General features: G+C 67.8%; 27 protein-coding genes. 4 read left to right on the top strand and 23 right to left on the bottom strand.

The annotated features are described in order from the left end of the window. Window positions 1-32 precede the first annotated feature (32 nt). From maiA to EZH22_RS20065, 9 genes are all read right to left on the bottom strand, one after another. Window positions 33-668, bottom strand: coding sequence for a maleylacetoacetate isomerase (maiA, locus tag EZH22_RS20105; RefSeq protein WP_203192233.1), 636 nt, complete (start codon window positions 666-668; stop codon window positions 33-35). A gap of 34 nt (window positions 669-702) precedes the next feature. Next, window positions 703-1,767: an amidohydrolase family protein gene (locus EZH22_RS20100; RefSeq protein ID WP_203192232.1), complete on the bottom strand. Its 1,065-nt coding sequence runs from the start codon at window positions 1,765-1,767 to the stop codon at window positions 703-705. Window positions 1,768-1,792: 25 nt separating this feature from the next. Continuing rightward, window positions 1,793-2,515, bottom strand: a complete 723-nt coding sequence (locus tag EZH22_RS20095) for an ABC transporter ATP-binding protein (RefSeq protein ID WP_231711068.1) — start codon at window positions 2,513-2,515, stop codon at window positions 1,793-1,795. Beyond that, window positions 2,505-3,248, bottom strand: coding sequence for an ABC transporter ATP-binding protein (locus EZH22_RS20090; protein WP_203192231.1), 744 nt, complete (start codon window positions 3,246-3,248; stop codon window positions 2,505-2,507). Before EZH22_RS20090 ends, EZH22_RS20095 begins: the two co-directional genes overlap by 11 nt. Continuing rightward, window positions 3,245-4,243 carry a branched-chain amino acid ABC transporter permease gene (locus EZH22_RS20085; protein ID WP_203192230.1) on the bottom strand — a complete coding sequence of 333 codons (999 nt, stop codon included), beginning with the start codon at window positions 4,241-4,243 and terminating at the stop codon, window positions 3,245-3,247. Before EZH22_RS20085 ends, EZH22_RS20090 begins: the two co-directional genes overlap by 4 nt. Then, on the bottom strand, window positions 4,240-5,100 hold the full coding sequence (locus tag EZH22_RS20080; RefSeq protein WP_203192229.1) for a branched-chain amino acid ABC transporter permease: 861 nt from the start codon (window positions 5,098-5,100) through the stop codon (window positions 4,240-4,242). The genes EZH22_RS20085 and EZH22_RS20080 overlap by 4 nt, the downstream gene beginning before the upstream one ends. A gap of 328 nt (window positions 5,101-5,428) precedes the next feature. Next, the gene (locus EZH22_RS20075; RefSeq protein WP_231711067.1) at window positions 5,429-6,568 is read right to left on the bottom strand and encodes an ABC transporter substrate-binding protein; all 1,140 of its coding nucleotides are present in this window, start codon (window positions 6,566-6,568) and stop codon (window positions 5,429-5,431) included. A 232-nt stretch (window positions 6,569-6,800) separates the two neighbouring features. Further along, on the bottom strand, window positions 6,801-7,439 hold the full coding sequence (locus EZH22_RS20070; RefSeq protein ID WP_203192227.1) for a GntR family transcriptional regulator: 639 nt from the start codon (window positions 7,437-7,439) through the stop codon (window positions 6,801-6,803). A 232-nt stretch (window positions 7,440-7,671) separates the two neighbouring features. Further along, a complete protein-coding gene (locus tag EZH22_RS20065) occupies window positions 7,672-9,459 on the bottom strand; it encodes a CocE/NonD family hydrolase (protein ID WP_203192226.1) in 1,788 nt (595 codons plus the stop codon). 165 nt (window positions 9,460-9,624) lie between these two features. Between EZH22_RS20065 and EZH22_RS20060 the strand changes: the two genes are divergently transcribed. The 3 genes from EZH22_RS20060 (at window position 9,625) to EZH22_RS20050 (ending at window position 11,912) form a co-directional block, all read left to right on the top strand. After that, on the top strand, window positions 9,625-10,515 hold the full coding sequence (locus EZH22_RS20060) for an NAD(P)-dependent oxidoreductase (protein ID WP_203192225.1): 891 nt from the start codon (window positions 9,625-9,627) through the stop codon (window positions 10,513-10,515). Window positions 10,516-10,660: 145 nt separating this feature from the next. Next, window positions 10,661-11,104 (top strand): GlcG/HbpS family heme-binding protein, encoded by a 444-nt coding sequence (locus EZH22_RS20055; protein WP_203192224.1) that lies wholly within the window; start codon window positions 10,661-10,663, stop codon window positions 11,102-11,104. A gap of 106 nt (window positions 11,105-11,210) precedes the next feature. After that, window positions 11,211-11,912, top strand: a complete 702-nt coding sequence (locus EZH22_RS20050; protein WP_231711066.1) for a glutathione S-transferase family protein — start codon at window positions 11,211-11,213, stop codon at window positions 11,910-11,912. A 19-nt stretch (window positions 11,913-11,931) separates the two neighbouring features. Here EZH22_RS20050 and EZH22_RS20045 read toward each other — a convergent pair whose 3' ends face one another. The 14 genes from EZH22_RS20045 to EZH22_RS19980 form a co-directional block, all read right to left on the bottom strand. Beyond that, entirely contained in the window at window positions 11,932-12,885 is a 954-nt protein-coding gene (locus EZH22_RS20045) for a LysR family transcriptional regulator (RefSeq protein ID WP_203192222.1), read from the bottom strand. Between the two features lie 37 nt (window positions 12,886-12,922). Continuing rightward, window positions 12,923-13,915 carry a Gfo/Idh/MocA family protein gene (locus EZH22_RS20040; protein WP_203192221.1) on the bottom strand — a complete coding sequence of 331 codons (993 nt, stop codon included), beginning with the start codon at window positions 13,913-13,915 and terminating at the stop codon, window positions 12,923-12,925. A gap of 89 nt (window positions 13,916-14,004) precedes the next feature. Further along, window positions 14,005-15,105, bottom strand: a complete 1,101-nt coding sequence (locus EZH22_RS20035) for an LLM class flavin-dependent oxidoreductase (RefSeq protein WP_203192220.1) — start codon at window positions 15,103-15,105, stop codon at window positions 14,005-14,007. A gap of 158 nt (window positions 15,106-15,263) precedes the next feature. Continuing rightward, window positions 15,264-16,094 carry an alpha/beta fold hydrolase gene (locus EZH22_RS20030; RefSeq protein WP_203192219.1) on the bottom strand — a complete coding sequence of 277 codons (831 nt, stop codon included), beginning with the start codon at window positions 16,092-16,094 and terminating at the stop codon, window positions 15,264-15,266. Between the two features lie 62 nt (window positions 16,095-16,156). Further along, window positions 16,157-16,600, bottom strand: a complete 444-nt coding sequence (locus EZH22_RS20025; RefSeq protein WP_203192218.1) for a cupin domain-containing protein — start codon at window positions 16,598-16,600, stop codon at window positions 16,157-16,159. Window positions 16,601-16,696: 96 nt separating this feature from the next. Next, on the bottom strand, window positions 16,697-17,941 hold the full coding sequence (locus tag EZH22_RS20020) for an FAD binding domain-containing protein (RefSeq protein WP_203192217.1): 1,245 nt from the start codon (window positions 17,939-17,941) through the stop codon (window positions 16,697-16,699). 272 nt (window positions 17,942-18,213) lie between these two features. Next, window positions 18,214-18,951, bottom strand: a complete 738-nt coding sequence (locus EZH22_RS20015) for an SDR family NAD(P)-dependent oxidoreductase (RefSeq protein WP_203192216.1) — start codon at window positions 18,949-18,951, stop codon at window positions 18,214-18,216. Next, a complete protein-coding gene (locus tag EZH22_RS20010; protein WP_231711065.1) occupies window positions 18,948-19,904 on the bottom strand; it encodes a cyclase family protein in 957 nt (318 codons plus the stop codon). The genes EZH22_RS20015 and EZH22_RS20010 overlap by 4 nt, the downstream gene beginning before the upstream one ends. Before the next feature lie 61 nt (window positions 19,905-19,965). Next, a complete protein-coding gene (locus EZH22_RS20005; RefSeq protein ID WP_231711064.1) occupies window positions 19,966-20,700 on the bottom strand; it encodes an ABC transporter ATP-binding protein in 735 nt (244 codons plus the stop codon). Continuing rightward, entirely contained in the window at window positions 20,690-21,454 is a 765-nt protein-coding gene (locus tag EZH22_RS20000; protein WP_231711063.1) for an ABC transporter ATP-binding protein, read from the bottom strand. Before EZH22_RS20000 ends, EZH22_RS20005 begins: the two co-directional genes overlap by 11 nt. After that, on the bottom strand, window positions 21,451-22,440 hold the full coding sequence (locus tag EZH22_RS19995; RefSeq protein ID WP_203192215.1) for a branched-chain amino acid ABC transporter permease: 990 nt from the start codon (window positions 22,438-22,440) through the stop codon (window positions 21,451-21,453). The genes EZH22_RS20000 and EZH22_RS19995 overlap by 4 nt, the downstream gene beginning before the upstream one ends. Beyond that, a complete protein-coding gene (locus EZH22_RS19990) occupies window positions 22,437-23,312 on the bottom strand; it encodes a branched-chain amino acid ABC transporter permease (protein ID WP_203192214.1) in 876 nt (291 codons plus the stop codon). Before EZH22_RS19990 ends, EZH22_RS19995 begins: the two co-directional genes overlap by 4 nt. A 207-nt stretch (window positions 23,313-23,519) precedes the next feature. Beyond that, on the bottom strand, window positions 23,520-24,791 hold the full coding sequence (locus EZH22_RS19985; RefSeq protein ID WP_203192213.1) for an amino acid ABC transporter substrate-binding protein: 1,272 nt from the start codon (window positions 24,789-24,791) through the stop codon (window positions 23,520-23,522). Between the two features lie 249 nt (window positions 24,792-25,040). Continuing rightward, the gene (locus EZH22_RS19980; protein ID WP_408647741.1) at window positions 25,041-25,910 is read right to left on the bottom strand and encodes a BKACE family enzyme; all 870 of its coding nucleotides are present in this window, start codon (window positions 25,908-25,910) and stop codon (window positions 25,041-25,043) included. 260 nt (window positions 25,911-26,170) lie between these two features. Here EZH22_RS19980 and EZH22_RS19975 point away from each other — a divergent pair, with 260 nt between their 5' ends. Continuing rightward, on the top strand, window positions 26,171-26,917 hold the full coding sequence (locus EZH22_RS19975; protein WP_203192211.1) for a TetR/AcrR family transcriptional regulator: 747 nt from the start codon (window positions 26,171-26,173) through the stop codon (window positions 26,915-26,917). The last annotated feature ends 14 nt before the right edge of the window (window positions 26,918-26,931 follow it).

Below are 26,931 nucleotides of genomic sequence, written 5' to 3'. Positions count from 1 at the left end.
ATCTGGTCGTCCCCTTCCCTGGTCGCCCCGGATCAGCGCGCACCCGGCGGGCGGGCCGAGGCGAAGGCGGGCAGCGCGAAGCAGCGTTCGGTCAGTGTCTTGAAGACGGGATAGGGCTCCAGATCCATGGCGAACAGCTGGGCGCTCATGGCGTGGCCGGCGATGCAGATGTCGGCGATGCCCGGCGCCGCGCCGAGGGCGAAGGGCGCGGGCGGGCGCCGGGACAAAAGGCGCTCGTAGGCGCCCATCCCCTCCCCCACCCAGTGCCGCACCCAGGCATTGACCGCCGCCTCGTCGGCACCGAAGGCGGCGGCGAGGTGGCTGCGCACACGCGGCACCATGAGCGGATGGGTATCGGCCACGGTGGCGAGCGCCAGCGCCCGGGCATAGGCCCGCTCGCGCGGAGCGGCCGGCAGGAGCGGCGGCCGCGGGCGGGTCTCCTCTAGATATTCGAGGATGGCGAGCGACTGGAGGAGGACGTGCCCGTCCTCCTCCACCAGCGAAGGCACCGAATGGGCCGGATTCACCTTGTCGTAGGCAGCGGTGAACTGGCTGCCGTGCAGGATGTCCACGCTCTCCTCCTCAAAGGCGAGCCCCTTCAGGTTCAGCGCCACGCGCAGGCGGAACGAGGCGATGGAGCGCCAGAAGCCGTACATGCGAAGCGTCATGGGCCTTGTCCTCCCAGCGTGCGGGGCAGCATTCTCACAGGCCCAGCAGCGCCTTGGCATTGCCGCCGCAGATGGCGGCCCTGGCGGCATCGTCGAAACCGGCGCCCATCACGTGGCCGACGGGATCGCTCTCCGCCATGTCGTAGGGATAGTCCGTGCCCATCAGCACATGGTCGGCGCCCACCAGCTTCACCAGCGCCTCCAGCTGGCCGGTGGAGAACACCACCGTGTCGAAATACATGCGCTTGAGATAGGTGGTGGGCGCCAGCAGCAGCTTGCCCCGCGCGTCGGAGCGGGCGCCCCACGCGTGGTCCATGCGCGCCGCATAGGCCGCCACGTAGCCGCCGCCGTGGACCGAAAGGATCTTCAGGTTCGGATGGCGTTCCATCACCCCGTCGAAGATGAGGTAGTGCAGGGCGATGGTGGTCTCCAGCGGATTGCCGATGACGTTGTTGAAGTAGAAGCGCTTCAGCCGCTCTGCCTGGGTGAAGCCGTTGGGGTGCAGCACCACCACCGCCCCGAGCGCCTCCGCCCTGGCCCAGAACGGCGCGAACGCGGGATCGGACAATTCCCGCCCGGCCACATTGGTGAGCACCTGCACGCCCTTGAAGCCGAGCTGCTTGACCATGTATTCCAGCTCGTCCGCCGCCGCCTCGCCGTCCTGCAGCGGCACGGTGCCGAATGCGCGGAAGCGGTCGGGGCGGCGCGCCACGTATTCCGCGAGCCCCTCATTGACCATGCGCGAGGCCTTGGCGGCGATGTCGACGGGGATGGTGTAGTAGCACTGCGGCGGCGGCGGCATCACCAGCTGCATGTCGATGCCGGCCTCGTCGAGGTCCTTGAGCCGGTCGTCGTAGCCGGTCATGCGCGAGGTCCGGTCGCGGTCCTGCTGCACGTTCAGGGCTTTGGTGTCCTCGGTGGCGAAATGCGCCAGCGGGATGGTGGAGAGGTCCACGTGCGGACCGGCAAGCTTCGCCGCCTCCGGCACCGCCACGTGGGAATGGATGTCGAAGGTCACGGTGGCCGGTCGGGCGATGCGCTCGCCTTCGACATGGACGCGCGCGGCGGTGGGTCCGAAACGGTTCCAGACAACATTCATCTTGCTTTGTCCTGCACTATGGCTCTCAGAACACGCCGAGATGCCGGGAGATGAGCTCTTGATCGGCGGCCGCCTGTGCGGCGGAACCGCAGAACGCCACGCGTCCGGTGTTGATGATCACCACCTCGTCCGCGAGGTTCAGGGTCATTTTGATGTTCTGCTCCACCAGGATGATGGACAGCCCCTCGCCCTTCAGCAGGGCGATGGTGCGCCCCACGTCGGCGACGATCTGCGGCGCGAGGCCCTCGGAAGGCTCGTCCATGAGCAGCACGCGCGGGTTGCTCATGAGGGCCCGGCCGATGGCCAGCATCTGCTGCTCGCCCCCCGAGAGCGATCCGGCGAACTGGCCCTGCCGCTCCTTCAGCCGGGGAAAGATCTCGAACACCCGCGCCAGCGACCACACCGGCGATCGCCCGCCATGGGACGGGAGCCGCTCGGCCACCTGGAGGTTTTCCTTCACGGTAAGGCTGCGGAAGATGCGCCGGCCCTGCGGCACGAGGCTGATGCCGCGCCGCGAAATGTTCTCCGGCGCCCAGCCGCTCACCCGCTCGCCGGCGAGCACCACCGTGCCGCGCTTGGGCGGCAGGAAGCCCACCACCGTGCTCATGCAGGTGCTCTTGCCCGCGCCGTTGCGCCCGAGCAGCCCGAGGAGCCGCCCCTCCCCCAGGGAAAAGCTCAGGCCGTGCAGCACATGGCTTTCGCCGTAATAGGCATCGATGTTGCTGAGCTCGAGGATCTCATTCGCCAAGATAGATCTCCCGCGTGCGCGGATCGGACACCACCTCGGACCTTGTCCCCTCGACGATCACCTGCCCGAAATGGAGCACGGTGATCTGCTCGGCGAAGGCAAGGGCGACGTCCATGTCGTGCTCGATCATGATGATGGTGACGTCGCGCGGAATGGCGGCGAACAGCTCGCTCACCCCGTTGCGCTCTTCCGGCGACAGGCCGGCGAGCGGCTCGTCCAGAAGCAGCACCTTCGGCTTCTGGGCCAGCGCCATGGCCAGCTCCAGCCGCCGGCGCTCGCCGTAGGACGTCTCCGCCACCCGCCGCCGGCCGGACGCGCCCAGCCCCACCTGCTGCAGCGAGTCCTGGGCGAGATCGAACAGGTCCGACCGGTTGGCGAGGATCCGCCACGGGTCCCAGCGCTCCAGCCTTAGCCCGAGGAGCGACAGCACCACGTTGTGCAGCAGCGTCTCCTGCGGAAACAGGGTCAGGATCTGGTAGGTCCGCGCCAGGCCGCGCGCCACCCGGTGGCGGGTCTTCAGCTTGGTGATGTCCTCACCGAACATGCGGATGCAGCCGGAATTGGGCTGCAGGTCGCCGGTGATCTGGTTGAACAGGGTGGTCTTGCCCGCCCCGTTGGGCCCGATGATGAGCCGCCGCTCGCCGGGGGCGATGCGCATGGACACGTCGCGGGTCACCACCAGGCCGCCGAAGCGCTTCGTCAGGCCACTGATTTCAAGGGCGGCGGCGTTCATGACGCATGCTCCGCGGAGGGGGTCTGGCCCTGGCCGGGCGTTCCGGCGGATTTTGCCGCGCGCGGCCTCAGCATCCGGCTCCAGAGCGCCTGGAAGCCCGGCACCAGCCCGTTCGGCATGAACACCACCGCCACGATGAAGATGAGGCCGAGGAGCGCGTTCCAGCGCTCCACGTAGGTGGAGGCCACGTTCTTGACCAGCGTCACCACCACCGCGCCCACCACCGGCCCCGCCAGCGTGGAGGCGCCGCCGAGGATGGACATCAGCAGCACCTCGGCCGACTGCTGGAGCGAGACCACGTAGGGGCTCACGAACTTCTGGAAATAGACGAACAGCAGCCCCGCCACCGCCGCCCAGAAGCCGGACATGATGAAGGCGACCCAGCGGATCATCCACACATTGTGGCCGAGCATCCGCATGCGCCGGGGCTGCTCCTTCGACCCCCGCAAGGCGGCGCCGAAGGGCGAATTCACCACCCGCCAGACAAAGTAGAGCGACACGGCGAAGATGATGAGCGAGAAGAAATAGAAGCCGCGCGCACCCTCGATGTTGAAGCCAAGGGGCTGCGGCCGCGCCGGAAAGCGCATGCCCGTCTCGCCCTGGGTCAGCCCGACCCACCGGTAGGCAACGCCCCACACGATCTGGCCAAGGGCCAGCGTGATCATGAGGAAGGACAGGCCGCTCGCCCTGAGCGCGAGAACGCCGAACACCGCCGCCGTCGCCGTGGCCAGCGCCAGCGCGCAGATGGCGGCGGAGAGCTGACCCATGCCCGCCACCGTGACGCACCAGGTCACCGCGTAGGCGGCGATGCCGAAATAGGCCGCGTGGCCCAGCGAGGTCATGCCGCCGAAGCCGACGATGAGGTTCAGGCTGACCGCGAACAGGGCATAGCAGATGATCTGGCTCGCAAGGTTGGTGAAGAAATCGTTCAGCACGAACGGCACCAGCGCCGCCGCGCCGAGGCCGAGCAGGAAGGCAAGACCGGTCCGGCTCATTGGCGTGCTCCCGCGAAAAGACCCTCGGGCATCAGCACGAGCGCCGCCACCATGGGGAGGAAGAGGATGACGTAGGCGAAATCCGGGAACAGCGCCGTGCCGAAATTGTAGATGAAGCCCACCACCAGACTGCCGACGAAGGCGCCCGGCAGGCTGCCGACGCCGCCGAGAATCACCACCACCAGCGCCAGCGGCAGCATGTCCGCATCGAGCCCCGGATAAGCCTGCATGATCGGCCCGCCGATGGTGCCGCCGAGGCCGGCGAGCGCGGCGCCCAGCATGAACACCAGCATGAACAGCAGCGAGACGCGGATGCCGACGCCGCGCGCCATCTCCATGTCGTCCACGCCGGCGCGGATCATGGCGCCGAGGCGGGTGCGCTCGAGCAGCAGATAGAGCAGCACCGCCGCCACGATGGCCACCACCAGCACCACCAGCCGGTAGGTGGGGAAGGCAAAGCCCATGAGCAGCAGCGGCGGCCGCAGCCAGGCCGGCGCCGGCACCGGGACTGGATCGCCGGTCCACACCACGAGGCAGACATCGGCGATGATGAACGAGACGCCCAGCGTCACCAGCACCTGGCCCTGGGTGTTGCCGGCGAGCCGCCGCAGCAGCAGGCGCTCCAGCAGCACGCCGAGCACGCCCACCGCCAGGCCGGCCAGAAGCGCCGCGGCCCAGAAGTTGATCCCGAAGCTCATGAAGCTGGCGCCGAAATAGGCCCCCAGCATGAAGAAGGCGCCGTGCGCGAGGTTTGGCATGCGCATCAGGCCGAAGATCAGCGAGAATCCGGCCGACAGCAGGAACAGCAGGCCGGCGAAGGCAATACTGTTGAGGGTTTGAATGAGCCAGAATTGCATCCGGTCTTCCTCTGGAGGCAAAGAATTCGTGACCGCCGCTATCCGCGATGCGGGCGCGGCGGGACGAGATGCGTCCCATGCCGCTGCGGCGCCCGGCGCAGCAGAGACGGGCGACACCGCGCGAAAGCCCTTCGCGGCCCCCGCACGGACCGCCGGACCCCGCATGTTGGCGGGGTCCGTTTCAGGGAATGAAGTCGCCAGCCGTCGACTTCAGGGGCGCGCCCGACCATGAGGGAGCGCCAGCGACGCAGGACCCTGCGAACGCCCCGCCACGGGGCCCCAGATCACGCCCCGATCAGCCTTCACCGAAAACTGATCGGGCCTCACTCTAGTTCTCCAGGTTCTTTGCGGCCGGAAAATCGCGAGAATAGACCGGACTCTTGATGAAAGCATCGGGGTCGTACGTCCAGAACTGGCCGATATTCTCGTAGGTCTTGATGACCTTGTTGACGAACCGCCCGTTCTCCTTCTCCACCCGGCGTACGTAGACATTGCCGACCACGTTGCCATTCTTGTCGAGGCTCACCGGCCCTCGGCAGGTGTCCTCCACCTTGATGGCGTGCAGGGAATCGCGCAGGGCCTCCTTGTCGCCGACGCGCGCGCCGAGCGCCTTCACGCTCGCTTCCAGCACGGCGGCGGCCGTGTAGGTGGCGGCGGCATAGAAGCCGGGGTCCACCTTATAGTCCCGCTGCATGGCGGCCACGAATTTCTTGTTCTGCGGATTGTCGATCGTCGCCGAATACCAGCAAACCGAAAGCAGACCGATCGCATCATCACCCATGCGGGGCAGCAGGGATTCGTCGAATGCGGTCATGCCGCCGAGCAGCGGTAGCTTGTCCTTCAGCCCGTATTCGTAGAACTGGCGGAAGAAGCGAAAGCCGTTGGACCCAGCAAAGCCGCAGAACAGGCCGTCGAGCTTGGGATTGAGCTGGGCGATGTAGGTGCCGTAGTCCGGCACGGCCAAAGGCGGCCACAGCTTCTGCACCACCTTGCCGCCTTCCTCCTCGAACACCCGCTGGAAGCCGGCATTCATCTCGTGGCCATAGGCGATGTCGTCGGCGATGGTGGCGGCGCGCTTGTACTTCAGGTCCCTGGCCGCGTAGTCGCCCATCACGTGCGCGCACTGCGACGAGGTGGAGGTGACGCGGATCACCCACGGATTGACGCGCCGCTGGGTGAGGTCGTCGGCCGCGGCGACGAAGACGGTGGGGATCTTGGTCTCGCGGATGGTGTCGTCGATGGCCAGCGCCTCCTGGGTGGAGAGCGGACCGATCATGCAGTCGATCTTGTTGAGCTCCACCAGCTCCTGGAGCTTGGTGCGGGCCACGGCCGGGGCGCCGCCGGTGTCCACCGTGAACAGCTCCACCGGCACGCCGGCGAGCATGTTATTGTGCTCCTTCAGGTAGAGGACCAGCCCCTGCTCCATCTGGATGCCGCCCGAGGCCAGCGGGCCGGTCTTCACGGTCATGAATCCGATCCGGAGGGGCTTTGATTGCGCGCGGACCGCCGGCGCTCCGAGCACGGCTGCGCCGACGCCCGCTCCCACCCCTTTGATGAGGGTTCTGCGATCGACCAACATGGTGTCTCCTTGTCGTTCCCTGGAACTGTGTTTTTCTTTTGTATGGAGCGATTTATTGATGCGATTTCGCCCGGATGCTCCTGCCGCGGCATTGTTACGGAATTTGTTCTGACGTTCAGCGTCAGCCGACGATGGGACGGGCCCCCAGCGCCCGCATGATCTGCGCGCGCGACTTGCCGACATGCCGGCGCACCACCCGCGCGGCTGCATTTCCGTTGCGCGCCTGCAGCGCCTCGATCACCTCGACATGGTCGTTCAACGGCTCGTCGAAACCACGATCGGCGATGGCCGACAAGCTTATGAGGACAAGCCGCGCGTAAAAATCCATGGCACGCATGGTTTCGTCGGCGATCCTCTGGTTTTGCGAAAGCACGGCCAGATGATGGTGAAACGCGTGATTGTAGTGCGCAAAGGCCTCTGCCGATGTCGTATCGACGACGCGAAACCGGTCGAGGCCCGCGAGGTCCGCGTCGCTCGCCACCCGCGCCACTTTCCTGACGCATGCCTCTTCGAGAATCTGACGAAGCTCCAGCAGGTCATTGGCGTCACGTACTGATATGGCACGGACCTTGTGGCCGCGTCGGGCCTCGATCTCGACCAAGCCCTCGTTCTCGAGCCGCTGCAGGGCATCCCGCACCGGCGACTTGCTCACCCCAAACCGTTGTGCGAGGTCGGCCTCACGGATCTCCGCCCCCGGCATGATGACACAACGCATGATGTCGTTGCGCACGGTTTCGTAGATCGTATGGCGTGCCAGCATCGTTATTTTTCTCTCTTCGTGAGATATCACAGGCGAGAAAAAGACAGGTGTCAAGGCACAATTGATCCCGCCTTGCCGAGTCATCCACGGCGCCGGGGACGCACCTCCCCGGGGTCCGCCCGCACCTTTGGTGACGGGCGGATTTCGCATTGAATTCAAATGGTTGCGTACCCCGGCCGGGCGCCTCCACCCACCGCCTGGCGGCCCCCCTCGGAGGGGACCGCCGCCGCCCTTACGGAATGATCGGCAGCAGCAGGTAGGAGTCCGTGTCGGGGGCGAAATGCAGCGTCGTCGTACCGCCGTAGATCTCCATCGGCCGGTCGATCGGATCGTCGTGGAGGAACGGCCCGCAGCCGGTCATCTCGTTCTTGAAGTTCGACAGTCGTCCGCCCGAGCCGCCGGGATATTCGTAGTCCTTGCCGCGCACGGTGAGGGCGATGCGGTAGCCCTTCGGCACGACGATGCAGGTGGGCCAGATCTCGATGTCCAGCTGCACCGGCTCCCCGGGCGTCAGCGGCTGGCGCTCGTCGTGGGTGTGATAGGGACGGTAGGGCTGGGACAAGGCAGGATCGAGCTTGCGGTGCGAGGCCCTCAGCCAGCCCTGCGCCACCGGCGTGTGCGGATCGATGGCACCCTGGAACACCACCTCCTTCAGGTCGGCGGAGAACACGCGGAACACCAGGAACAGGTCCGCATCGGTCGTCGAGGACGAGACGACGATCCTGGCAGCCATGGGTCCGGTGATCTCCGTCTCCTTTTCCATGGGCGGCGAGATGAAGGTCACGCCCTCCCCCATCGCGTCGAAGGATAGCTCGGTCACATTGGCCACGGGCTCGGGGGCGAGCCGGCCGGTGCGCGGATGAAGGTTGAGCCTGGTCCACTGGGTTCGGGCGAGCGGCCATTCATTCTCCGCCCGCGCGACGAAGCGCTCGCCGGGATGGCGCACCTGGAGGAGCACTCGCGGCTCGCGGTCCCAGCCATTGTCCTCGCCCTTGAGGAAGTGGTCGAAGAAGCGCAGCTGCAGCTTGCGGCCATAGTCCGTGTAGAAATGCGTCCAGTGCTCGATGCCGTGCACTTCCAGCCACTTGTCCCTGGAGGCGGCACGCACGAAGCCCTCGAAGTTGCCGCGCGGATGCAGCCCCTGCCCGCCCCAGTTTGCGGCGGAGAGGAACGGCACCTCGATGTCGTCCCATACCGGCGAGCGGTCCTTGTGGTAGTCGTCGTCGAGCGGGTGGCTGCGGATCTCGGCGCCGAACTCGCACCGGTTCGCCGCCAGGTCCTCCTCGCTCAGCAGGTCCGGGCCGCACACCAGCTGGCCGGTGGCCCGGCTGCGGCGTCCGCGCTCGCCGATGCCGTACTGCACCGTCTTCACCTGCATGTCGTACCAGTTGGCCCAGAAGGTGGAGAGGATGCCGCCGTGGTGCGTCATGTCGCGAAACCAGTCGGCGGATCCCTCCCAGATGCACATAGCCGCAAGATGCGGCGGCTTGTGCTTGGCCACGTGCCACTGGTTGCTGCCGAAATAGGAAATGCCGTTCAGCCCGACCTTGCCGCTGCTCCACTCCTGCACGCCCGCCCATTCGATGCAGTCGTAGAAATCCTTCTGCTCCCGCGGGCCGAAGGGGTCGACATAGCCGGGCGAGGTGCCGCAGCCGCGGCTGTCCACGCGCACGCAGGCATAACCTTCCGGAACCCATTTCTCCGGGTCCACCACCTCCCACGCCTGGAACAGGTTGCTGGAGGCCGCGGCCACATCCGGATGCTTCTGCGCCATCCGCTCCCAAGCGCTTGGATAACCGTCCTGGAAGGCGAGGCCCTTGGCGTAGGGACCGTAGGTCAACAAGACCGGGTAGCGCCCCTCCGCCTGCGGCAGGAACACATCGGCGCGCACCACGGCGCCGTCGTCCATGGGGATGGGGACATCCCAGAGAATGCGCATGCCGGAGCGGAATTCGACGTGGGACCGACGGTCCCGCGCGGCAGCGTCCCCGTCCTGGGGACGGGGTGCGATAAAGCCCATTGCGTGCCTCCCTCGGCGCTTGGTCGTGCCGGCGTTTTACTTGCCGGCTTTCTTATTTTGCTGCCTGCACAGCTTGCAGGATGCGACGATCATGTTATTGATCGTTCGATCATTAGCAAGAGCAAAAATGTGGGTCGTTTCACATCGGCCCACAGGGAGGCGTTCATGAAAATCGGGTTCGCAGGTCTGGGACGCATGGGCAGCGCCATGGCGCTGCGCCTCTTGGAGAAGGGTCATTCGGTCACCGTCTGGAACCGCTCGCCCGATAAGCTCGGGCCGCTCCAGCAGGCGGGCGCGGCCGTCGCGGCCTCCCCGGCGGAACTCGCGCGCGACGCCGAGGTGATCCTCACCTCCCTGCTCGACGGCGCCGCCTTGAAAGACGTCTATACCGGCCCGCAGGGCCTCATCTCCGCGCCCCTGCCGCACGCGCCGCTCTTCATCGAGATGAGCACCGTGCTGCCGGACGAGGCGATCGCCCTGGCGCAGCAGGTTCGCGCCGCCGGCGGCGCCTTCATCGAATGCCCCGTGGGCGGTACCACGGGCCCCGCCCGCACCGGCAATCTGCTCGGCCTGGCGGGCGGCGAGGAGGCCGATTTCGAGCGGGCGCGGCCCGTTCTCGCCGACCTGTGCCGGCGGGTGGAGCATGTGGGACCGGTGGGGGCCGGCGCCAGCATCAAGCTCGCCATCAACCTGCCGCTGCTCGTCTACTACCAGACCCTCGGCGAAGCCTATGCCCTGTGCCGCCACCTGGGTCTCGATCCGGCATGGACGGTGGACTTCTTCGCCGAGACATCTGGCGGAATGAACGTGCTGAAGGTGCGCCGCGACGTCATCGCCAAGGCGCTGGCGGGCGAGGATCCGGGGCCCGCGGGCTTCTCCGTGGATGGGATCCGCAAGGACCTGCGCACCATGATCGCCGCGGCGGAGGCCATCGGCACCGAGCTGCCGGTGGCGACCCGCACCCTCGCCATCTATGACGAGGCGAGCCGCAACGGCCTCGGCGACAGCGACGGCGCCACCCTCACCACCGCCTGGGCCTTCCGGCCCCGCACCTGAGAGCGATCCGCCTTCACCGTCCCGGATCGCCTTCGCGCTTCACTCAATCGCGACAGCGATCCGGGTCATTGGTTCCACGCGCATTCTTCACGCGAACGGGTATCCCCTTCGCTGGGAAGCGCTCCGTGAGATCAGGAAGCCGACCATGGGACTTTCGCTCAAGACAGCTGTCGCGATCATCGAGGCGGCGCTGGCCAGGGGCCACGAGCTGCGGCTGGCGCCGCTCACCGTCGCCGTACTCGACGCCGGCGGCCACCTCGTCGCTCTCCAGCGCGAGGACAATTCCGGCATCCTGCGGGTGGAGATCGCGTCGGGAAAGGCGTGGGGCGCCCTGGGCATGGGCATTGGCTCGCGCGAGCTCGGCGAGCGCGCGACGAAGGTGCCGCACTTCTTCAATGCCCTGGCGGCGGCGAGCCAGGGCCGCCTGGTGCCGGTGGCGGGCGGGGTGCTCGTCCGCGATGCGTCCGGCATCATCGGCGCGGTCGGTATTTCCGGCGACACGTCGGACAATGACGAGGCCTGCGCGCTGGCCGGCATCGCCGCCGCGGGCCTCGTTGGCCAGACCGGCGCCCGGCCGGCCGAGGCCTGAGGCGGCCGGCAATCCTTCCTTGCTCCCGCGGCGCGCGCCCACCATGCGCCGCAGTCGCCGGCGGGCCATACTGGCGCCCGCCGATTCTTCCGACCGGAGTTGCCCCGTGAACGAGACCAGCCCGCTGCGCATCTATGAACTGGCCGGCGCCGACCCGGACCTGCGCTTCAGCCCGCATTGCTGGAAGACGCGCATGGCCCTCGCCCACAAGGGCCTGGAAGCGGAAGGCGTGCCGTGGCGCTTCACCGACAAGGACGTGATCGCCTTCACCGGCCAGGGGCTGGTTCCGGTGCTCATCGACGGCTCGGAATGCCTCCACGATTCCTGGCGCATCGCCCTGTTCCTGGAGGAGCGCTATCCGCAGCGCCCCTCCTTGTTCGGCGGCGCGGCGGGGCTTGCCCTCACCCGCTTCTGCAACGCCTTCGCCGATGCGACGCTGGTGGGGCCCATCGCGCGGATCATCGTGCTCGACATCTTCGACCGCCTCCACGAGAAGGATCGCGATTACTTCCGCGCCTCGCGGGAAAAGCGCTTCGGCATGCCGCTTGAGGAGGTCGCGGTCGATCCCGAGCAGAAGATCGCGGCGTTCCGGGCGCTCCTCGCCCCGCTGCGCCTCACGCTGCAGCAGCAGCCGTTCCTCGCGGGCGATGCGCCGGCCTATGCGGACTATTGCGTCTTCGGCATGTTCATGTGGGCGCGCTGCGTCAGCCCGAAGGAACTGCTGGCCTCGGACGATCCGGTGTTCGCCTGGCGCGATCGCCTGCTCGACGCGTTCGGCGGCTTCGCGCGCAACGCGCCGTCCGCCTGAGGGCCGCCGGCCCCCGCGCTTAGCCTGCCGCGGGGCGGGCCGCCGCATCCTCTACGGCGAAGCGCATCGCCCATCGCCCGTTGACCTGCTCCGCCTCCACCCGCAGGTGCTCCAGGAAGGCCTGCCCCGCCCGCGAGATCACGTTGCGCGACGGCTCGATCACCACGAGGTCCAGCGGCTGCACCGGATCGACGATGGGCTGCACGCTGAAGGCGGCGGGCACCTCGGCATCGTCCAGCATCAAAGCGGGCAGGACGGTGCACCAGTCGGAGCCGCGCACAAAGTCCAGGGTGCCCATCATAGAATCCATTTCGAGCATGCGCTCGATCGCCACGCCGTTGGAGGCGACATAGGTCTCGATGAGCCGCCGCCGCGTATTGGCGATGCCCGGGAGTACCAGTTTCAGCGGCCCGAGGGCGCCCATCCGCACCGGCCTGAGGTGCCGGTCCGGTGCGAAGCGGCTCACCAGTGTCTCGTGCGTGGTGAGGAAGGGCCAGCTCTTCAGCCCGGGCCGGCCGGGGATGGAGGGGACGATGGCGAAGTCCAGCTCGCCGCTGAGCACGCTCTGGGTGAGGGTGGGGCTGAACGCCTCCACCAGCCGCACCGACACGTTCGGGAAGGCCTCGATGAAGCGGCGCATGGCGGGAGCGAGGATGATCCGCGTCATGGTCGGCATGAGGCCGACGGAAACGTCGCCGGACCCGCCCTTGCCGAACTGGCTCATGCACTGGCTCGTGGCCGCATGCAGGCGCAGCATCTCCACGCAGCGGCTGTAATAGGCGTCGCCCGCCGGCGTCGGGGTCACGCGCCCCTTGTCGCGGGAGAACAGGCGCGCGCCGAACCGCTCCTCCAGCTTGCGCACATGCTGGGAGACGCCCGACTGGGTGCCGTGCTCGCGCATCGCCGCCGCGGTGAAGGAGCGCTCCTCATAGGCCGCGACGAACAGGCGGATGTCTCTCAAGGTCTCGGACAACGCTGCTCCTTGCTGCTAAGCCGCGCCCGCCGGCGGCTTATCCCGGCACCTGCGCCGGCTGGCCCGTGGCCGCCGAGGCGAACACCGCTTCCAGCGCCGCCACCGTCTCGATCATCTGTCCCGTCGCGATCGGATAGGGCGCCCCGCCCGCCGCCGCAATGGCGAAGGCCTCCACGTTCGCCCGCACCGCCACGGCCGGAGGGTATTCGATCTGCTCCCGCAGCCGGCCGCGCCGCACGTAGGTGGCGGTCCAGCCCTCCGATTGCTCCGGATGCGCCTTGTCGCGCACCTCCGCCCAGCCCTCGCTGCCATAGACGGCGATCCGCCCGTCGAAGGGCGTCGCCAGGATGGCGGACAGCAACGCGGTGGCGCCGCTCGCAAAGCGGATGCTCATGGCCAGCGTGTCGCCGTTTTCGAAGGTGGTGGCAAGGGTACCGAGATTGGCCAGCACCCGCTCCGCCGGCCCGAGGATGGCGGTGGCGAGATCGATGAGGTGGACGCCGGTGGCGGTGGCCGGTCCCGCCGGGTTGCCGCGGCTGGTGCGCCAGTTGCCCGGCGGCAAAGCGAGGAACTTGTCCTGGCTGAAATTGCCTTCCATCTGCAAGACGGTTCCCAGGTCCCCGCGCGCGATCCGGGCGGCCAGTTCCACCACCGGCGGCTCGAAACGGCGCTCGTGGCCCACCCCCAGCACCCGCCCGTGGGCGGCGCAGGCGGCCACCGCCCGCTCCGCGTCGGCCCGCGTCAGGCACAGCGGCTTCTCGCAGAACACATGCTTGCCGGCGGCCGCTGCGGCGATGATCTGGTGCGCATGGAAATCCTGCGGCGTGCACAGGATGACCCCACCCAGGGCCGGGGTGGCGAGCAGCGACTGGAAGGTCGGGACGAAAGGCACGCCATGACGCGCGGCAACCGCCGCTTTCCCCGGATCCAAATCTGTGGCCGCGACGATGCGCACGTGCGGGCTGTCGGCCAGCGCCGCCAGCATCATGCCGCCCCACCAGCCAAGTCCCGCCAGTCCCACCTCGAGCATGCCTTGGCTCCCGTCCGCCCGTTGTCCGCGCACGGCACCGGCGCACGGCGATGCAGTGCGTCCCGATGCGCCTTGTTTCGTGGAGGCGCCTATTCCGCTGCGCGCGCGGCGCCGGCCCGGGCAATGCGCGGCACCACCTCCTCCGCGATCAGGACCATGGAGCGACGGGCGAGATCCCGGTCCACCCAGTCCTTGCCGGCATAAAGCAGCGTGCCGAACGGCCCGGTGACCTCCTGGAAGGCGAGGAGATCCTCGGCCACCTTGTCCGGCGTGCCCCAGATGACCAGATCATCGAGCACACGGTCGAGGGTCACGTCGTCATCGGACATGGCCGGGTCGGACTTGAACAGCTCGACCCGCTTGTTCGCCTTCATCTTGGTGAGCAGCTGGCTGTAATAGAAGCGGTACGGGCTCTGCGGGCCGAGGGCATAGGCGCGGGCGGTGGCCAGATCGTCGGCGACGAACACGCTCTTGGCCACGCGCCAGTCGGCGGGATCGGCGGCACGGCCGGCGCGGGCGCAGCCTTCCACATATTTCGGCCAGTGGGTCGCCACCCATTTCGGCAGCAGGAAGTTGGCCGAGATGGGCAGCCAGCCCCGCGCCGCCGCCTCGATCACGCCCTTGGAATAGGGCGCGACCACCGTCACCACGATGGGCGGGTGCGGCTGCTGCAGCGGGCGGGGCATGATGCCCTGGCCGATCTGCGGCATCTGCGTGCGCTCGGTGGTGATGGTCCAGTAGCGGCCCTTGATGTCGTAGGGAACCTCGCCCGCCCAGATGGCGAGCACGGCGTTGATGCCTTCCACGAACATGGCGTTGCGGTCGGCATCGAGATTGCCGAACACCTCCGCGTCGGAGAGCAGGCCGCCGGGACTGATGCCGAAGTTGAAGCGGCCGTCCAGCATATGGTCGAGCATGGCGATCTGCCCCGCCACCGCCGCGGGGTGGCTGTTGGGCATGTTGATGGTGCCGGTGCCGAGGCGGATATTCTTCGTGTGCGAGGCGATCCAGGCCATGAACATGGCGCAGGAGGTGATGTTCTCGGCCTGGTCGGTGGCGTGCTCGCCGCAATAGCCCTCGGTGAAGCCCAGCTCGTCCGCCAGCACGAACGCTTCGCGATCCTCCTTGAGGGACTGGCGCCAGTCCTTGTCGAGGGGATGGATCGGCATGGTGAAGAACCCGAGCTTCATTCCTCGCTCCCGCGTGTCTGAAGGAAGAGTACCGGCGGGCGACCTCATGAAAAATGATTGTTTCTGATGTTCGGCATTATCCTGGCTAATGGCCTTGGACTGTCATGACGGGCGGGGAAAGTGGGCACCCCGGGGCAGATGACGGCTCCTGACCGCCCTTAGCCGGAGGCGACGTCCCCGGCCGGGACGGGGGTCTCGGCGAGGAAGGACTCCACCTGCGCGTTGAACGCACCGGGGTTCTCCATCGGGACGATGTGGGCCGCCTCGATGACGGCGAAACGGGCGCCCGGCGTGAGCGCCGCCATGGACTGGATCTCCGCCGGCGGCGCGCCGCCGTCCTCCCGCCCGGCGATGAACAGGGCCGGCGCCCGGATGGCGCCGAGATGGCGCTTGTAGTCGAGGCCCCTGAGGGCGTCGGCGCAGGCGATGTAGCCGTCCATGTCGCAGCCGAGGATCATCTCCTTCGCCTCCCGCACCACCTCCGGATGCGCAGCGTGGAACGCCGGCGTGAACCAGCGGGCGAGGGTGAAGTCCGCCACCCCCGACATGCCGCCCGCCGCCCGCACCGCCGCGCAGCGCACGTCCCAGTTCTCGAGGAAGGCCGGATTGGTATCCGTGCGCGCGGCGATGCTGATCAGCCGGGCCACCCGCTCGGGAGCGCGGATGGCGAGGCCGATGGCGGTCATGCCGCCGAGGGACAGGCCGATGAGGTCGGCGCGACCGATGCCGAAATGGTCCATGAGCCCGACCATGTCGTCGACGAACGTGTCCATGCTGTAGGGCCCGGCGGGGGCCGAGCTTGCGCCATGGGCGCGGGTGTCGTAGCGCAGCACCCGGTGCGTGCGGGTCAGGAGCGGCATCTGGAAGCGCCAGCTTTCCAGCGTGCAGGCCAGCGAATTGGACAGCACCATCCATGGCTTGTCCGCATCGCCATCGATGCGGACGGCCAGGTGCGCGCCGTTGACCGACACCATCTTCACGTCGCCCATGTGGTTCCCTCGCTGAAAGTGGCGGACCGTGCCGGCCCTCGCTGCCGGGCGGACCGGTCGCCTCACGCCGCCGCGGACGTCGCCTCCAGCACGTCCGCCGGCAGGGGCAGCGGGGCGTTGGCGCTGTCGAGGAATTCGACGGTGGTGAAGACAATCGTCTCCGGACCGGTGTTCTCCAGATCGTGGATCATGAACGCGCCGGCATCGAAGGTCATGTGCCGGGTCTCGCCGGGCGTGTAGGTCACGTCCACCGTGCGGCCATCGCTGTAGTGGGAGCGCGCGGCGCCGCCGGTGGTGCAGGTCCAGAAATAGTCGAGGACGTGGGTGTGGAAGGCGATCCGCTCGCCCGGCGCCAGGGTGATCATCCACACCCGCACGCGGTCGGTCTGCGAGACCAGGCGGCTGCCCACGCGCCCGTCGCCGCTCCGCGCGACGAGCTCCGCCTGCAGCGCCGCCGGCCAGGCGGCCGGTGCGGCCGGCCAATTGGTGATGATGTGCTTGCCCATCTGACGGCTCCTCCTCACGTTCGCGGGCTCGTTCCGCTAGAGCATTGATTCAACGCATCTTTATGCGCCCCGACGTCCGCCTTGCTCGAAAATGCGCTAGGCGGCGATGCCGGTGGCGACGGCGGTCTCGGCCATGATCGCCGAAGGCTGCCGATGATACTCGGCGTGGGCGCGCTCTTCCTGGGTGAGCTCGCGCGGCTCGATGTAGAGGCCGAGCTGCTGCGCGCGGCGCACCACGGCGGCGCCGAATGCCACCCGTTCCGCCTCGAACTCGGCCAGGGCGGCATCCATGTCGGATCCGTGGCGCCCAAGGGCCTCCACCAGCATCTCGGCGTCGCCGGCGGCCTTGGTGACGCCCATGCCCACATGGGGCCGCGCCACGAAGGCGGCGTCGCCGAGGATCACCGTGCGCCGCCCCAGCACCATGTGCGGCGAGGCCAGATCCTGGATCACCTGGATGAAGGGCTGGGGCGTGCGCTCCACCACCTCGGCGAACTGGGGCGCCAGCGTCGCCGCCGCATCCGCCCGCATCCGCGCCACCACCTCGGGCCGGATCCTGTCCGGCGGGATGGAGAGGCTGTGCTGCACGCCGTCGCGATCGGTCAGCAGGTCCTGAAGCACCCCGGCGGCGGCCGCCGGCCGGTACCAGACGAAGTTGAAGCGGCGCCGGCCGCGCTCCATGACCTCGCCGAGGCCCGCCACCGGATAGCCCAGCATCTGCTCCCCCGGCGGCAGGGAGAACGGGAAATGATCGCACAGGTCCGCGCGGGTCTTGTCGGAGAGCGCCGCTTCATCGACGAGGCCGCGCCAGGCGATGTAGCCCACGTAGGAGGGCGTCACCTGCGGCGCGAACTGGGCGCGCACGGTGGAGAAGATGCCGTCCGCCCCCACCAGGAGGTCGCCCTCCTCCACGCTGCCGTCGGCGAAATGGGCGGCGACCCGCTCGCCGCGCTCCTCGACGCGCACGAGGGCCCGGCCGTGGTGGAAATGGGTGTCCGGCAGCGCCCGGCGCAGCAGGCCGTGCAGGTGTCCCCACGAGGTGACGATCTGCTCCAGCGGCATCTCGGCGACAAGCTCGCCGCCGCGGGAGAAGACGCGGCGGCCATGGACCGGAACTCCGACCCGGGCGGCGGCGCTGTCGACCCCGCATTTCTGCATGATCTCGAGCAATTCCTGGTGGGTAACGATGCCCGCACCGCGGCCCGCGAGTTCCGAGCCGATCCGCTCGAAGATCTCCGCCTGCCACCCGGCCTTGCGCAGCAGCAGCGCCGCGAAGAGGCCGGCCATGGAGCCGCCGATGACAAGCGCCCGCTTCTGTCCCGCCCCAGGATTTTTCGCCATGCGACCCTCCCTTGCGCCGCACGCGCCTCGTCCCTGTACGTGGCTCGCCGGCGTCGTCTTATTGATCATTCGATAAATTATGACCCACCTCGCCGACCGCGTCAATGCATGCCGCGACCGCCGACGGCCTGCGCCGGCGGTCGGGGGAAGGCGACGGCCAGAAAAAAGAGAGCGCGCGCCGGCCGGAAGGAAGGAACCGGCGGCCGCGTGCTCTCAAGGGACGATCCGCCCGAAGCTCCGCCATGGCATGGCGCAGCCGGGCGGGCCGGGGCTCAGATGGCGGTTGCTCCCCCGTCTACCCTAAGGCTCGTGCCGCTGACGAGGCGGGCCGACGGGGAAGCGAGGTAGAGCACAGCTCCTGCCACGTCCTCGGGCTGGAGCACCTCCTTCAGGGGAATGGAGGCCATGGCCGCCTCGCGATAGGCGGGGTCCTCGAAGAAGGGCGCCGTCATCGGCGTCTCCACCACGGTCGGCGCCACCGCGTTGACGCGGATCTTGTGCGGGGCGAGGTCGATGGCCATGGACTTGGTCATGCCTTCCACCGCGTGCTTGGTCATGGAATAGACCGTGCGCCGCGGCCCGCCCACGTGACCGACCTGGGAGGAGATGTTGACGATGGAGCCCCCTCCTCCCTGCGCCACCATCACCGCCGCCGCCGCCTGCGCCACCTTGAAGGCGGCGCGGATGTTGAGGGCGATGAGCATGTCGAGGGTCTCGTCGTCCACGTCGAGCACATGCTGAAGCTTGTTGGTGCCGGCATTGTTCACCAGCACGTCGAGCCGCTTCAGGCCGCGGATGCGCGCGGGGAGGCCATCCCCCCGCACGTCCTCGATCCACGCCTCGATGCGGCCCGGCGCCTCATGCGCGAGGCTTTCGAGGTCGCCGGCGGTGCGCGCTACCGCGATCACATGGGCGCCTGCCCCGGCAAGGGCGAGGGCGCAGGCGCGCCCGATGCCCTTGCCGGCGCCGGTGACGAGGGCGGTCTGCCCCGCCAGCACGCCCTCGCTCACTTGATCGCCTGCGGATTGATGGGCGAGCCGGTGCCGCCGGTGATCACCAGGGGCGGGGCCACGAACATGAACTCGTAGACGCCGTCGGCGGCGCAGTCCTCGGCCAGCTCCTTCAGGTAGAAGATCTCGCCCATGGTCAGGCCCATGGCGGGAATGACGACCCAGTGCCACGGCTGGTTGGCCTCGGTGGTCTCGTTCGGCCGAACCTCCACGCCCCAGGTGTCGGAGCAGATGGCGGCGATCTGCTTCTCCTGGCTCCAGTAGCAGTTCTCGAACTTCACGCCCGGCGCATCGCCGCCGGCATAGCCGCCCCAGTCGCCGGACTTCAGCCGCTGCTCCATCTGGCCGGTGCGGATGATGACGAAGTCGCCCTTGCGGATTTCCACGCCCTCAGCCTTCGCCACCGCGTCCAGCTCGTCATTGGAGATGCCGTAGCCGTCCTCCAGGTAATCGACCTTCTTGAAGCGGGCCACGTCCAGCAGCACCCCGCGGCCGATCATGCGGTTGCGGGTGTGCTCGATGCCGTTCTTGTGCACGCCGGCGCTGTCCACCAGCTTCGCGTCGAAGCCGTTGTACATCTTGTCTTCGTAGAAGACGTGGCCGAGCGAGTCCCAGTGGGTGGCCGCCTGCACCGGCATGTTGAGGGCGTCGTCGGCATAGCGAATGTTCGGGATCTCATCGAACACGCCCGCGATGGAGTCCGTGCCAGTGGCAAGCATGGTGTGGATCGGGTTCCACCGGCCGCCGAACAGACCGTTCTGCGGGCCGCGGCGATCGAGGGGAATGCCCAGGGCGAAGGCCTTGCCCTTCTTCACCAGGCTGGCCGCTTCCACCACATTCTCGGGGGTGACGTGGTTGAGGGTACCGATCTCGTCTTCCTTGCCCCAGCGTCCCCAGTTGGAGAGCGTCTTGCTGGCTTCCAGGATGGCGGCTTTTCCGACTTTGATGTCCATGACTTGGTCCTTGGGGTTGATCCTCGGGGTTGTCCCCTTGAGGGTGGTGAAAGGCAGGGCCTCAGGCGCCGCCGAGATAGAGCTGGCGGACGATGTCGCTGTCGCGCAGGGCCTGCGGGTCGTCCGCGGTGAGCTCGATGCGCCCGTGGACGAGCACGTAGCCGCGATCGGCGATGCGGATCGCCTGCGGGAAGTTCTGCTCCGCCATCAGCACGGTCAGGCCGAGGCGCTGCTTGAGGTCGGCGATGGTGTCGATGGTCCGCGCCACGAGGATGGGCGCGAGGCCCACCGATGGCTCGTCCACCAGCAGGATCTTCGGCAGCGTCATCAGCGCCCGGGCGATGGCGAGCATCTGCTGCTCGCCGCCGCTCATGGAGCCGGCGAGCTGGGTGCGCCGCTCCCTCAGGCGGGGGAAGGCCTCGTAGCAGAAGGCGAGGCTCTCCTCTCGGCGCGGCCGCGCGGCGGCGCGGAACGCCCCGAGCAGCAGGTTCTCCTCCACGGTGAGCTTGGGGAACAGCCGCCGGCCTTCCGGCACGATGGCGATGCCGAGGTTGATGATGTCCTGGGTGGAGCGGCCGGCGAGGTTGTGCTCAACCCCGTCGATGGTGGCGCTGACCCGGCCCGCCGTGGGCTGGACCTGGCCGGTGATGCACTTGATGAGCGTGCTCTTGCCGTTGCCGTTGGTGCCGAGGAGCGCCACCGTCTCGCCGGAGGCCACGTGCATGTCGATGTCGGTGAGGACGCGCACCGCGCCATAGCCGGCGCTGAGGCGTTCGATGCTGATGCTATTGGCCAAGGTATGCCCTTTCCACCTCGTCCTGGCGCATCACCTCGCCGGGTAGGCCATCGGCGATCTTGCGCCCGGCCACCAGCACGATGATCCGCTGCGAGAACCGCATCACCGCGCGCATGATGTGCTCGATGAGGATGATGGCGATGCCCTGCGCGTTGAGCCGCTCCAGCAGGTCGACGATCTCGTCCACCTCGCTGTCGGATAGCCCCGCCATGGCCTCGTCGGCGATGAGCAGGCGCGGATTGGCGGCCAGCGCCCGGCCGAGTTCCAGCTTGCGCAGCTCGACCTGGCTCAGGTCCTTCGGGCTCCCGTAGGCCTTGGCGCCGAGGCCGATGCTTTCGAGGATCTCCAGGGCCCGCTGCGCCTTGCCGCCGGGCGGCGGCTCGGCCAGCGCGAAGTTGAGCGGAACCTCGATGTTCTCGATCACCGAGAGACGGCGGAACGGGCGCGGGATCTGGAAGCTGCGCACCAGCCCCGCCCGCGCCCGCTGCCAGGGCGGCATGCCGGTGACGAGCCGCCCCTCGAAACGGACGCTGCCCGCCTCCGGGGTCAGCGCACCGCTCAGGCAGTTCACGAACGTGCTCTTGCCGGAGCCATTGGGACCGATGAGCGCGACGCGCTCGCCCGGCGCCATGGCGAAGTCCACCCCATCGAGGGCGACAAAGCCGCCGAACCGCTTGGTGACACCCTTCGCCTCCAGGATCGGCGGGTCGCCGGACTGGGCGCGGCCGGAGGCGACATGACGCTGCATGATCATTTCCGCCCTCCCCGCATGCCGCGCACCAGGCCGACCACACCGGTCGGCGCCGCGGTGACGAACACCACCAGCAGGATGCCGACGATGAGCAGGTTCGCCGCCGACGAGATGGTGACGGTGAGCACCTGCTGGGTGGTGCCCAGCAGCACCGTGCCCACCACCGGCCCCCACCAGGTGGCCGTCCCGCCGATCAGCGGCATGGCGATGGCGTTCACCGCGATGGCGAGGCTGAAGGCGGAGGCCGGCTCCACATAGGTGATGAAGTAGGGGAACGGGGCGCCCGCCATGCCCATCAGCGCACCGCACAGGGTGGTGGCGATGAGCTTGAGCCGGAGCCCCGGCACGCCGCTGGCCTCGGCGGCGAGCTCGTCGTCGCGGATGGCGGCGAGGCCCATGCCGATCCAGGACCGCTCCACCGCGATGGCGATGAGCACGGACGCGGTGGCAAGCACCGTCATCAGCACCAGCAGGTACTGCACATAGGTGGTGAACGGCGCGATCGGGTCCGGCCGCAGGATATAGGTGCCGCGCGCGCCGCCCACGAAGCTCCAGTTGATGATGAGCGTCTGGAGCACCACGGCCATCGCCAGCGTGGCGATGGAGAAGAACACCCCGCGCAGCCGCAGCGTGAGATAGCCGGTGCCGAGGCCGAGCAGCCCCGCCACCACGCCCGCGGCGAGGATGGAGAGCGGCAGAGGAACGTCGGCGAGCTTCTGCAGCGCGATCGTGGTGTAGCAGCCCACGGCGAAGAACGCCGCGGTGCCGAAGTTCACGTAGCCGGCATAGCCGCCGAGGATGTTCCAGCCGGTGGCGACGACGAGATACTGCAGGATCACGTAGGCGAGCAGCAGATAGTATTCGCCGGCGCCGCCGCCGACGAACAGTTCGAGGGCGACGAGCGCCACGCCCACGAGGAGCACGGGCAGGCTGAAGGCGCGCGGGGTCCGCCGGGCGGAGGGGGTGGAGAAGTGGGAGGCGACGGTCATCGGCCGAGGATCCCCGCGGGACGGAAGGCGAGAGTGGCGAGCAGCAGCCCGAAGGCGACCGCCGGCGACCAGGAGGGCCCGAAGAAGGTGGAGGTCATTGTCTCGGCGATGCCGAGGATCATGGCGGCGATGAGCGTGCCCGGAAGGCTCGTCATGCCGCCGAGGACGCAGATGGCGAAGGCTCGGCCGATGAACTCGCGGCCGATGGACGGCTCCACCGACTGGATCACGATGAGCAGCACGCCGGCGATGATGGCCGAGCCGACCGCGATGCCGAAGGCGATTTCCTTGACGCGGATCGGATCGGCGCCGACGAAGCGCACCGCCTCCAGGTCCTGCGCGACGGCGAGGATCGCGCGCCCGGTGAAGGTCCGGGACATGTAAAGCTGGATGGCCACCAGCATGGCGACGCCGGCGACACAGGGGGCGGCGAGGCGGAGCGGGATCTGCACCACGCCGATCTCGTAGGTCCTGGCGAGATAGGGCAGGTCAATCAGGCGGTAGTCCACGCCGAAGACGAGCACGAGGCTGATCTCGACGATGAACATGATGCCGAAGAAGAATGCGAGCCCTTGCAGGGAATCGTCGCCGCGCCTTTCAAAGAAATAGTAATAGGCTCGGTAGAAAACGCGCCCGAACAGGAAGCCCGCCACAGCGAAGACACCCGCCGACAGGAAGGGATCGATTCCGAGCCCGTTGATGCTGAGATAGGCGAGGAACGACCCCAGCACGATGAAGGCCGGGTGGGCGATGTTCACGATGTCGAGCATGCCGAAGGCGATGGTCACTCCGATCGCCACGGCGGCATAGAAGCCGCCGAGCATGATCCCGGAGGCTACCGCGTTCAGCAGCAGGTCCCAGCTGAAATCCATGTCCTTCTCCAGTCCATCTCCTCTTGCGGAGGGTGGATGGCAGGCGTCGTGTGGCCGGTGGCACGGCGGCGGGGCGCGGCCGTGATGCGATCTTCCGGCGCCGCGTGCGGCCGCCGTCCCGGGCGGGCTCACGCCCGCCCGGCCGGTTCCGGGGCGACGGCCGCGACGATCCCGGGGAACGGGACCCGCCGCCGGCTCGGGCCGCCCCTACTTGGAAGCAGCGCTGAAGGGATACTTGAAGGTTCCGGACTTGAACTTGGGCGGATAAACGATCACCTGCCGGCCGGCTTCCATGAACTGGGCGACGTCGTTGCCCGCGATGCCCTGGAACTGGACGAGGAGGATGCGCGGCTCGGCCCACTCGCCCCGCTCCTGGAAGCGGATCTCGCCGGCGATGGTCTGGAACGTGGTGTCGTGGATGTACTTGGCGAGCTTGGCGTCGTCGAGCGACTTGGTCGCCTCCACCGCCTGGCCGAGGATCTGCAGTTCCGCATAGGCCAACGGCGCAATATAGAAGCCGAGGGGGTCCACGCCCTGCTTCGCCGCTTCCTGCCGGTAGCGTGTGAGGAAGTCCTCCACGCCCTGGAACTTCATGGTCGGCTCGGGGGCGTAGAGGTCGTAGGCGACCACGCCGTTCAGCATGGGGCCGAGCTGGGTTTTCAGCGCCGCCGACTGCAGGCCGATCATGCCACCGCCGAACATCTTCGCGTCGAGCCCCACCTCGCGCACCGCCCGCACCATGCCGGCGGAATCCGGCGGGTAGGAGGCGACGAAGACCAGGTCCGGATTGGTGGACTTGATCGCGCGCACCACCGAGGCGAACTCGATGGTGTTCGGCGGGTAGGTGCGGTCGTAGACGACCTTGAGGCCGAGCGCCTTCACATTCTCCCGCGCGCCGTCGAGGGCGATCGAGGGAAATTCGGCGTCGCCGCCCACCAGCGCGATGGTGGTGGGCTTGGGATCCATCGACATGGCGACGTTGAGGAAGCCCTTCGAGAACTCGGTGCGCGCCACCGGCCCGTTCGGCTGCATCTGGAAATAGCGGTCGTAGTTGAACTTGTCGTTCGCTGCGAGGCCGAACAAGGTCATGAAGACCTTCTTCTTCTGCATCACGGTGGGCATGGCGGCCACGATCTGGCTCGAGGCGTAGCCGGAGACCACGAGATCGACCTTGTCCACGTCGATGAGCTTGGCATAGATGCCCGGCACCGTCGCGGGATTGCTCTGGTCGTCGTAGAAGACGAGCTCCACCTTGCGGCCGAGCAGGCCGCCCTTGGCGTTCACGTCGGCGGCCCAGAGCTGCATGGCGAGCAGCGCCGACTTGCCGAAGGCGGCAAGGCCGCCTGACAAGGCGATGCCCATGCCGATGCGGATCGGCGGGCCGGCGGTCTGGGCGATGGCCGGCAGGCTGGCGACGGCGAGGCCCGCGGCGAGCCCCGCCACGGCGGTGCGGCGTGAAATTCCGTGCTGTGAATCCATGGCGTCCTCCTTGAAGGCGGCCTTTTCCGGCCGCTCTACGGGTTTTGTTTCCTCCGAGAGCGCCGGATCCCCTCAGGTTGAAGCAACCCTTCGGGTAAATCCATCTCTCAGTATTTGTAATTGGTTCACGACCTGTCATCCGGCCGCGTAGAGGTATATTATAACCGTCATTTTTCTTTGACCACCAGGCAGTTTGGCGCCGGCCTGGTGGCTTTATTCATTCCCTCATGCGCGTCGGCGCGCGCACGCTCAGATATTGGTCTTGTCGGCGCCCTTGAGATCGAGGATCTCCCGCGCCTCGTCCGGCGTCGCGATGTCGAGGCCCAGGCCCTCGATGATCTTGCGCGCCAGCTTCACCTGGTCGGCGTTGGAGGTGGCCAGCTTGCCCGGCCCGGCCCACAGGGAATCCTCCAGCCCCACCCGGATGTTGCCGCCCATGGACGCGGCCATGGCGGCGATCGGCAGCTGGTTCCGCCCCGCCCCCAGCACCGACCACCGATACTGGTCGCCGAACAGCCGGTCGCAGGTCCGCTTCATGTGCATCACGTCTTCCGGATGCGGCCCGATGCCCCCCAGGAGCCCGAACACCGACTGCACGAACAACGGCGCCTTCACCAGCCCCCGATCGAGGAAGTGGGCGAGGTTGTAGAGGTGGCCAATGTCGTAGCACTCGAACTCGAACCGCGTGCCGTTGTCGTAGCAGGTGTTCAGGATGTACTCGATATCCTTGAACGTATTGCGGAACACCAGGTCGCGCGTGTTCTCCAGGTGCGTGCGCTCCCAGTCGAACTTGAACTCCTTGTACTTGTCGAGCAGGTGGTACAGCCCGAAATTCATCGAGCCCATGTTGAGCGAGGCCACTTCCGGCTTGAAGGTGGCCGCCGGCAGAACCCGCTCCTCCACCTTCATGTACGGGCTGCCGCCCGAGGTGATGTTGATCACCGCGTTGGTCGCCTGCTTGATCCGCGGCAGGAACGGCGCGAACGCCTCCGGACGCTGGTCCGGCTGGCCGGTCTCCGGGTTGCGCGCATGCAGGTGCAGGATCGCCGCACCCGCCTCCGCCGCCGCCAGCGCGTCGGTGACGATCTCGTCCGGCGTGATCGGCAGATAAGGCGACATGGTGGGCGTGTGGATGGCACCCGTCACGGCGCAGGTGATGATCACTTTCTTGGATCTTGCCAACGTTCTCTCCCTCGACTGGCGGCTCATCGCGCCACCTTATTGACTAAAGACTCATTACATATTGAGCCGATTGTCAATAGGCTCCCGAAGAGCTACAGGAATTGGCAACAGGACCTGGCTTGGAGCATGTGCCGGCCAGCTTGGAGCGAGAGGGCGGGCCACCGAGGGGATCGCCCTCCAGCCGATCGGAGCGCAGGGTGAAAAAGCCGCTTGTCATCAAGGAGAAGCCCGAGCCGCGGCGCAGCTCCACCGCGACCCGTACGGTCGGCGCCAAGCGCCCCGCCGCGCGCACGCGGCTCGATCCCGCGGTGCGGGAGCGCATGATCCTCGACGCGGCGGTGGAGTTCTTCGCCGAGCACGGCTTCGAGGCGCAGACCAAGGACCTCGCCGAGCGTATCGGCGTCTCGCAGGGCCTCATCTTCCGCTATTTCGGCACCAAGCAGAATCTTGTGGAGCGGGTGTACCAGAACGTGTTCCTGCAACGCTGGTCACCGCAGTGGGAACAGGATCTCAAGGACCGCGCCGTCCCCTTCCCCGAACGCCTCGAGCGCTTCTACCTCGCTTATTTCGACGCCGTGGACGAGTATCACTGGATCCGCGTGTCGCTCTATGCGAGCCTCGCCGGCCACGACATCACCAATCGCTACGTGCAGAGCCACGTCAACCGGCTGCTGGAAATCATCCTGCGCGAGCTGCGCGACTATCGCGGACTGGTGGTGGAAGGCGCCATCGAGCCCCTCGAATACGAGCTCGCATGGCACCTCCACTCGACCTTTATCTATTACTTGATCCGCAAATACATCCACCGACTTCCGGCCATGGAGGACAAGTCGGTCATGGTGGCGCGGATCATCCGCTCCTTCCTGCACGAATTCGAAACGGCCCCGGTGAAGGCGCTGAAGCCGGCCCGGCCGCGCGCGCGCAAGGCGCCCCCCGAGCCCTGAGCGGACGATCTCCC

This window comes from Xanthobacter dioxanivorans (assembly GCF_016807805.1).
Taxonomy (GTDB): Bacteria; Pseudomonadota; Alphaproteobacteria; order Rhizobiales; family Xanthobacteraceae; genus Xanthobacter; species Xanthobacter dioxanivorans.
The sequence above is the reverse complement of the archived record's forward strand: the minus strand, read 5'-3'. Positions and strand labels throughout refer to the sequence as shown.

Coding starts and splice junctions, on each gene's coding strand:
- EZH22_RS20085 (WP_203192230.1), bottom strand. CDS start 4,243: ATGAGCCGGACCGGTCTTGCCTTCCTGCTCGGCCTCGGCGCGGCGGCG.
- EZH22_RS20040 (WP_203192221.1), bottom strand. CDS start 13,915: ATGCTCGAGGTGGGACTGGCGGGACTTGGCTGGTGGGGCGGCATGATG.
- EZH22_RS20100 (WP_203192232.1), bottom strand. CDS start 1,767: ATGAATGTTGTCTGGAACCGTTTCGGACCCACCGCCGCGCGCGTCCAT.
- EZH22_RS20065 (WP_203192226.1), bottom strand. CDS start 9,459: ATGGGCTTTATCGCACCCCGTCCCCAGGACGGGGACGCTGCCGCGCGG.
- EZH22_RS19980 (WP_408647741.1), bottom strand. CDS start 25,910: ATGTCGCCTTATCTGCCGATCACGCCGGACGAGATCGTCACCGACGCG.
- EZH22_RS20090 (WP_203192231.1), bottom strand. CDS start 3,248: ATGAACGCCGCCGCCCTTGAAATCAGTGGCCTGACGAAGCGCTTCGGC.
- EZH22_RS20060 (WP_203192225.1), top strand. CDS start 9,625: ATGAAAATCGGGTTCGCAGGTCTGGGACGCATGGGCAGCGCCATGGCG.
- EZH22_RS20035 (WP_203192220.1), bottom strand. CDS start 15,105: ATGAAGCTCGGGTTCTTCACCATGCCGATCCATCCCCTCGACAAGGAC.
- EZH22_RS20070 (WP_203192227.1), bottom strand. CDS start 7,439: ATGCTGGCACGCCATACGATCTACGAAACCGTGCGCAACGACATCATG.
- EZH22_RS20010 (WP_231711065.1), bottom strand. CDS start 19,904: ATGGACATCAAAGTCGGAAAAGCCGCCATCCTGGAAGCCAGCAAGACG.
- EZH22_RS19990 (WP_203192214.1), bottom strand. CDS start 23,312: ATGGATTTCAGCTGGGACCTGCTGCTGAACGCGGTAGCCTCCGGGATC.
- EZH22_RS20080 (WP_203192229.1), bottom strand. CDS start 5,100: ATGCAATTCTGGCTCATTCAAACCCTCAACAGTATTGCCTTCGCCGGC.
- maiA (WP_203192233.1), bottom strand. CDS start 668: ATGACGCTTCGCATGTACGGCTTCTGGCGCTCCATCGCCTCGTTCCGC.
- EZH22_RS20075 (WP_231711067.1), bottom strand. CDS start 6,568: ATGACCGTGAAGACCGGCCCGCTGGCCTCGGGCGGCATCCAGATGGAG.
- EZH22_RS19985 (WP_203192213.1), bottom strand. CDS start 24,791: ATGGATTCACAGCACGGAATTTCACGCCGCACCGCCGTGGCGGGGCTC.
- EZH22_RS20030 (WP_203192219.1), bottom strand. CDS start 16,094: ATGGGCGACGTGAAGATGGTGTCGGTCAACGGCGCGCACCTGGCCGTC.
- EZH22_RS20025 (WP_203192218.1), bottom strand. CDS start 16,600: ATGGGCAAGCACATCATCACCAATTGGCCGGCCGCACCGGCCGCCTGG.
- EZH22_RS20020 (WP_203192217.1), bottom strand. CDS start 17,941: ATGGCGAAAAATCCTGGGGCGGGACAGAAGCGGGCGCTTGTCATCGGC.
- EZH22_RS20000 (WP_231711063.1), bottom strand. CDS start 21,454: ATGATCATGCAGCGTCATGTCGCCTCCGGCCGCGCCCAGTCCGGCGAC.
- EZH22_RS19995 (WP_203192215.1), bottom strand. CDS start 22,440: ATGACCGTCGCCTCCCACTTCTCCACCCCCTCCGCCCGGCGGACCCCG.
- EZH22_RS20055 (WP_203192224.1), top strand. CDS start 10,661: ATGGGACTTTCGCTCAAGACAGCTGTCGCGATCATCGAGGCGGCGCTG.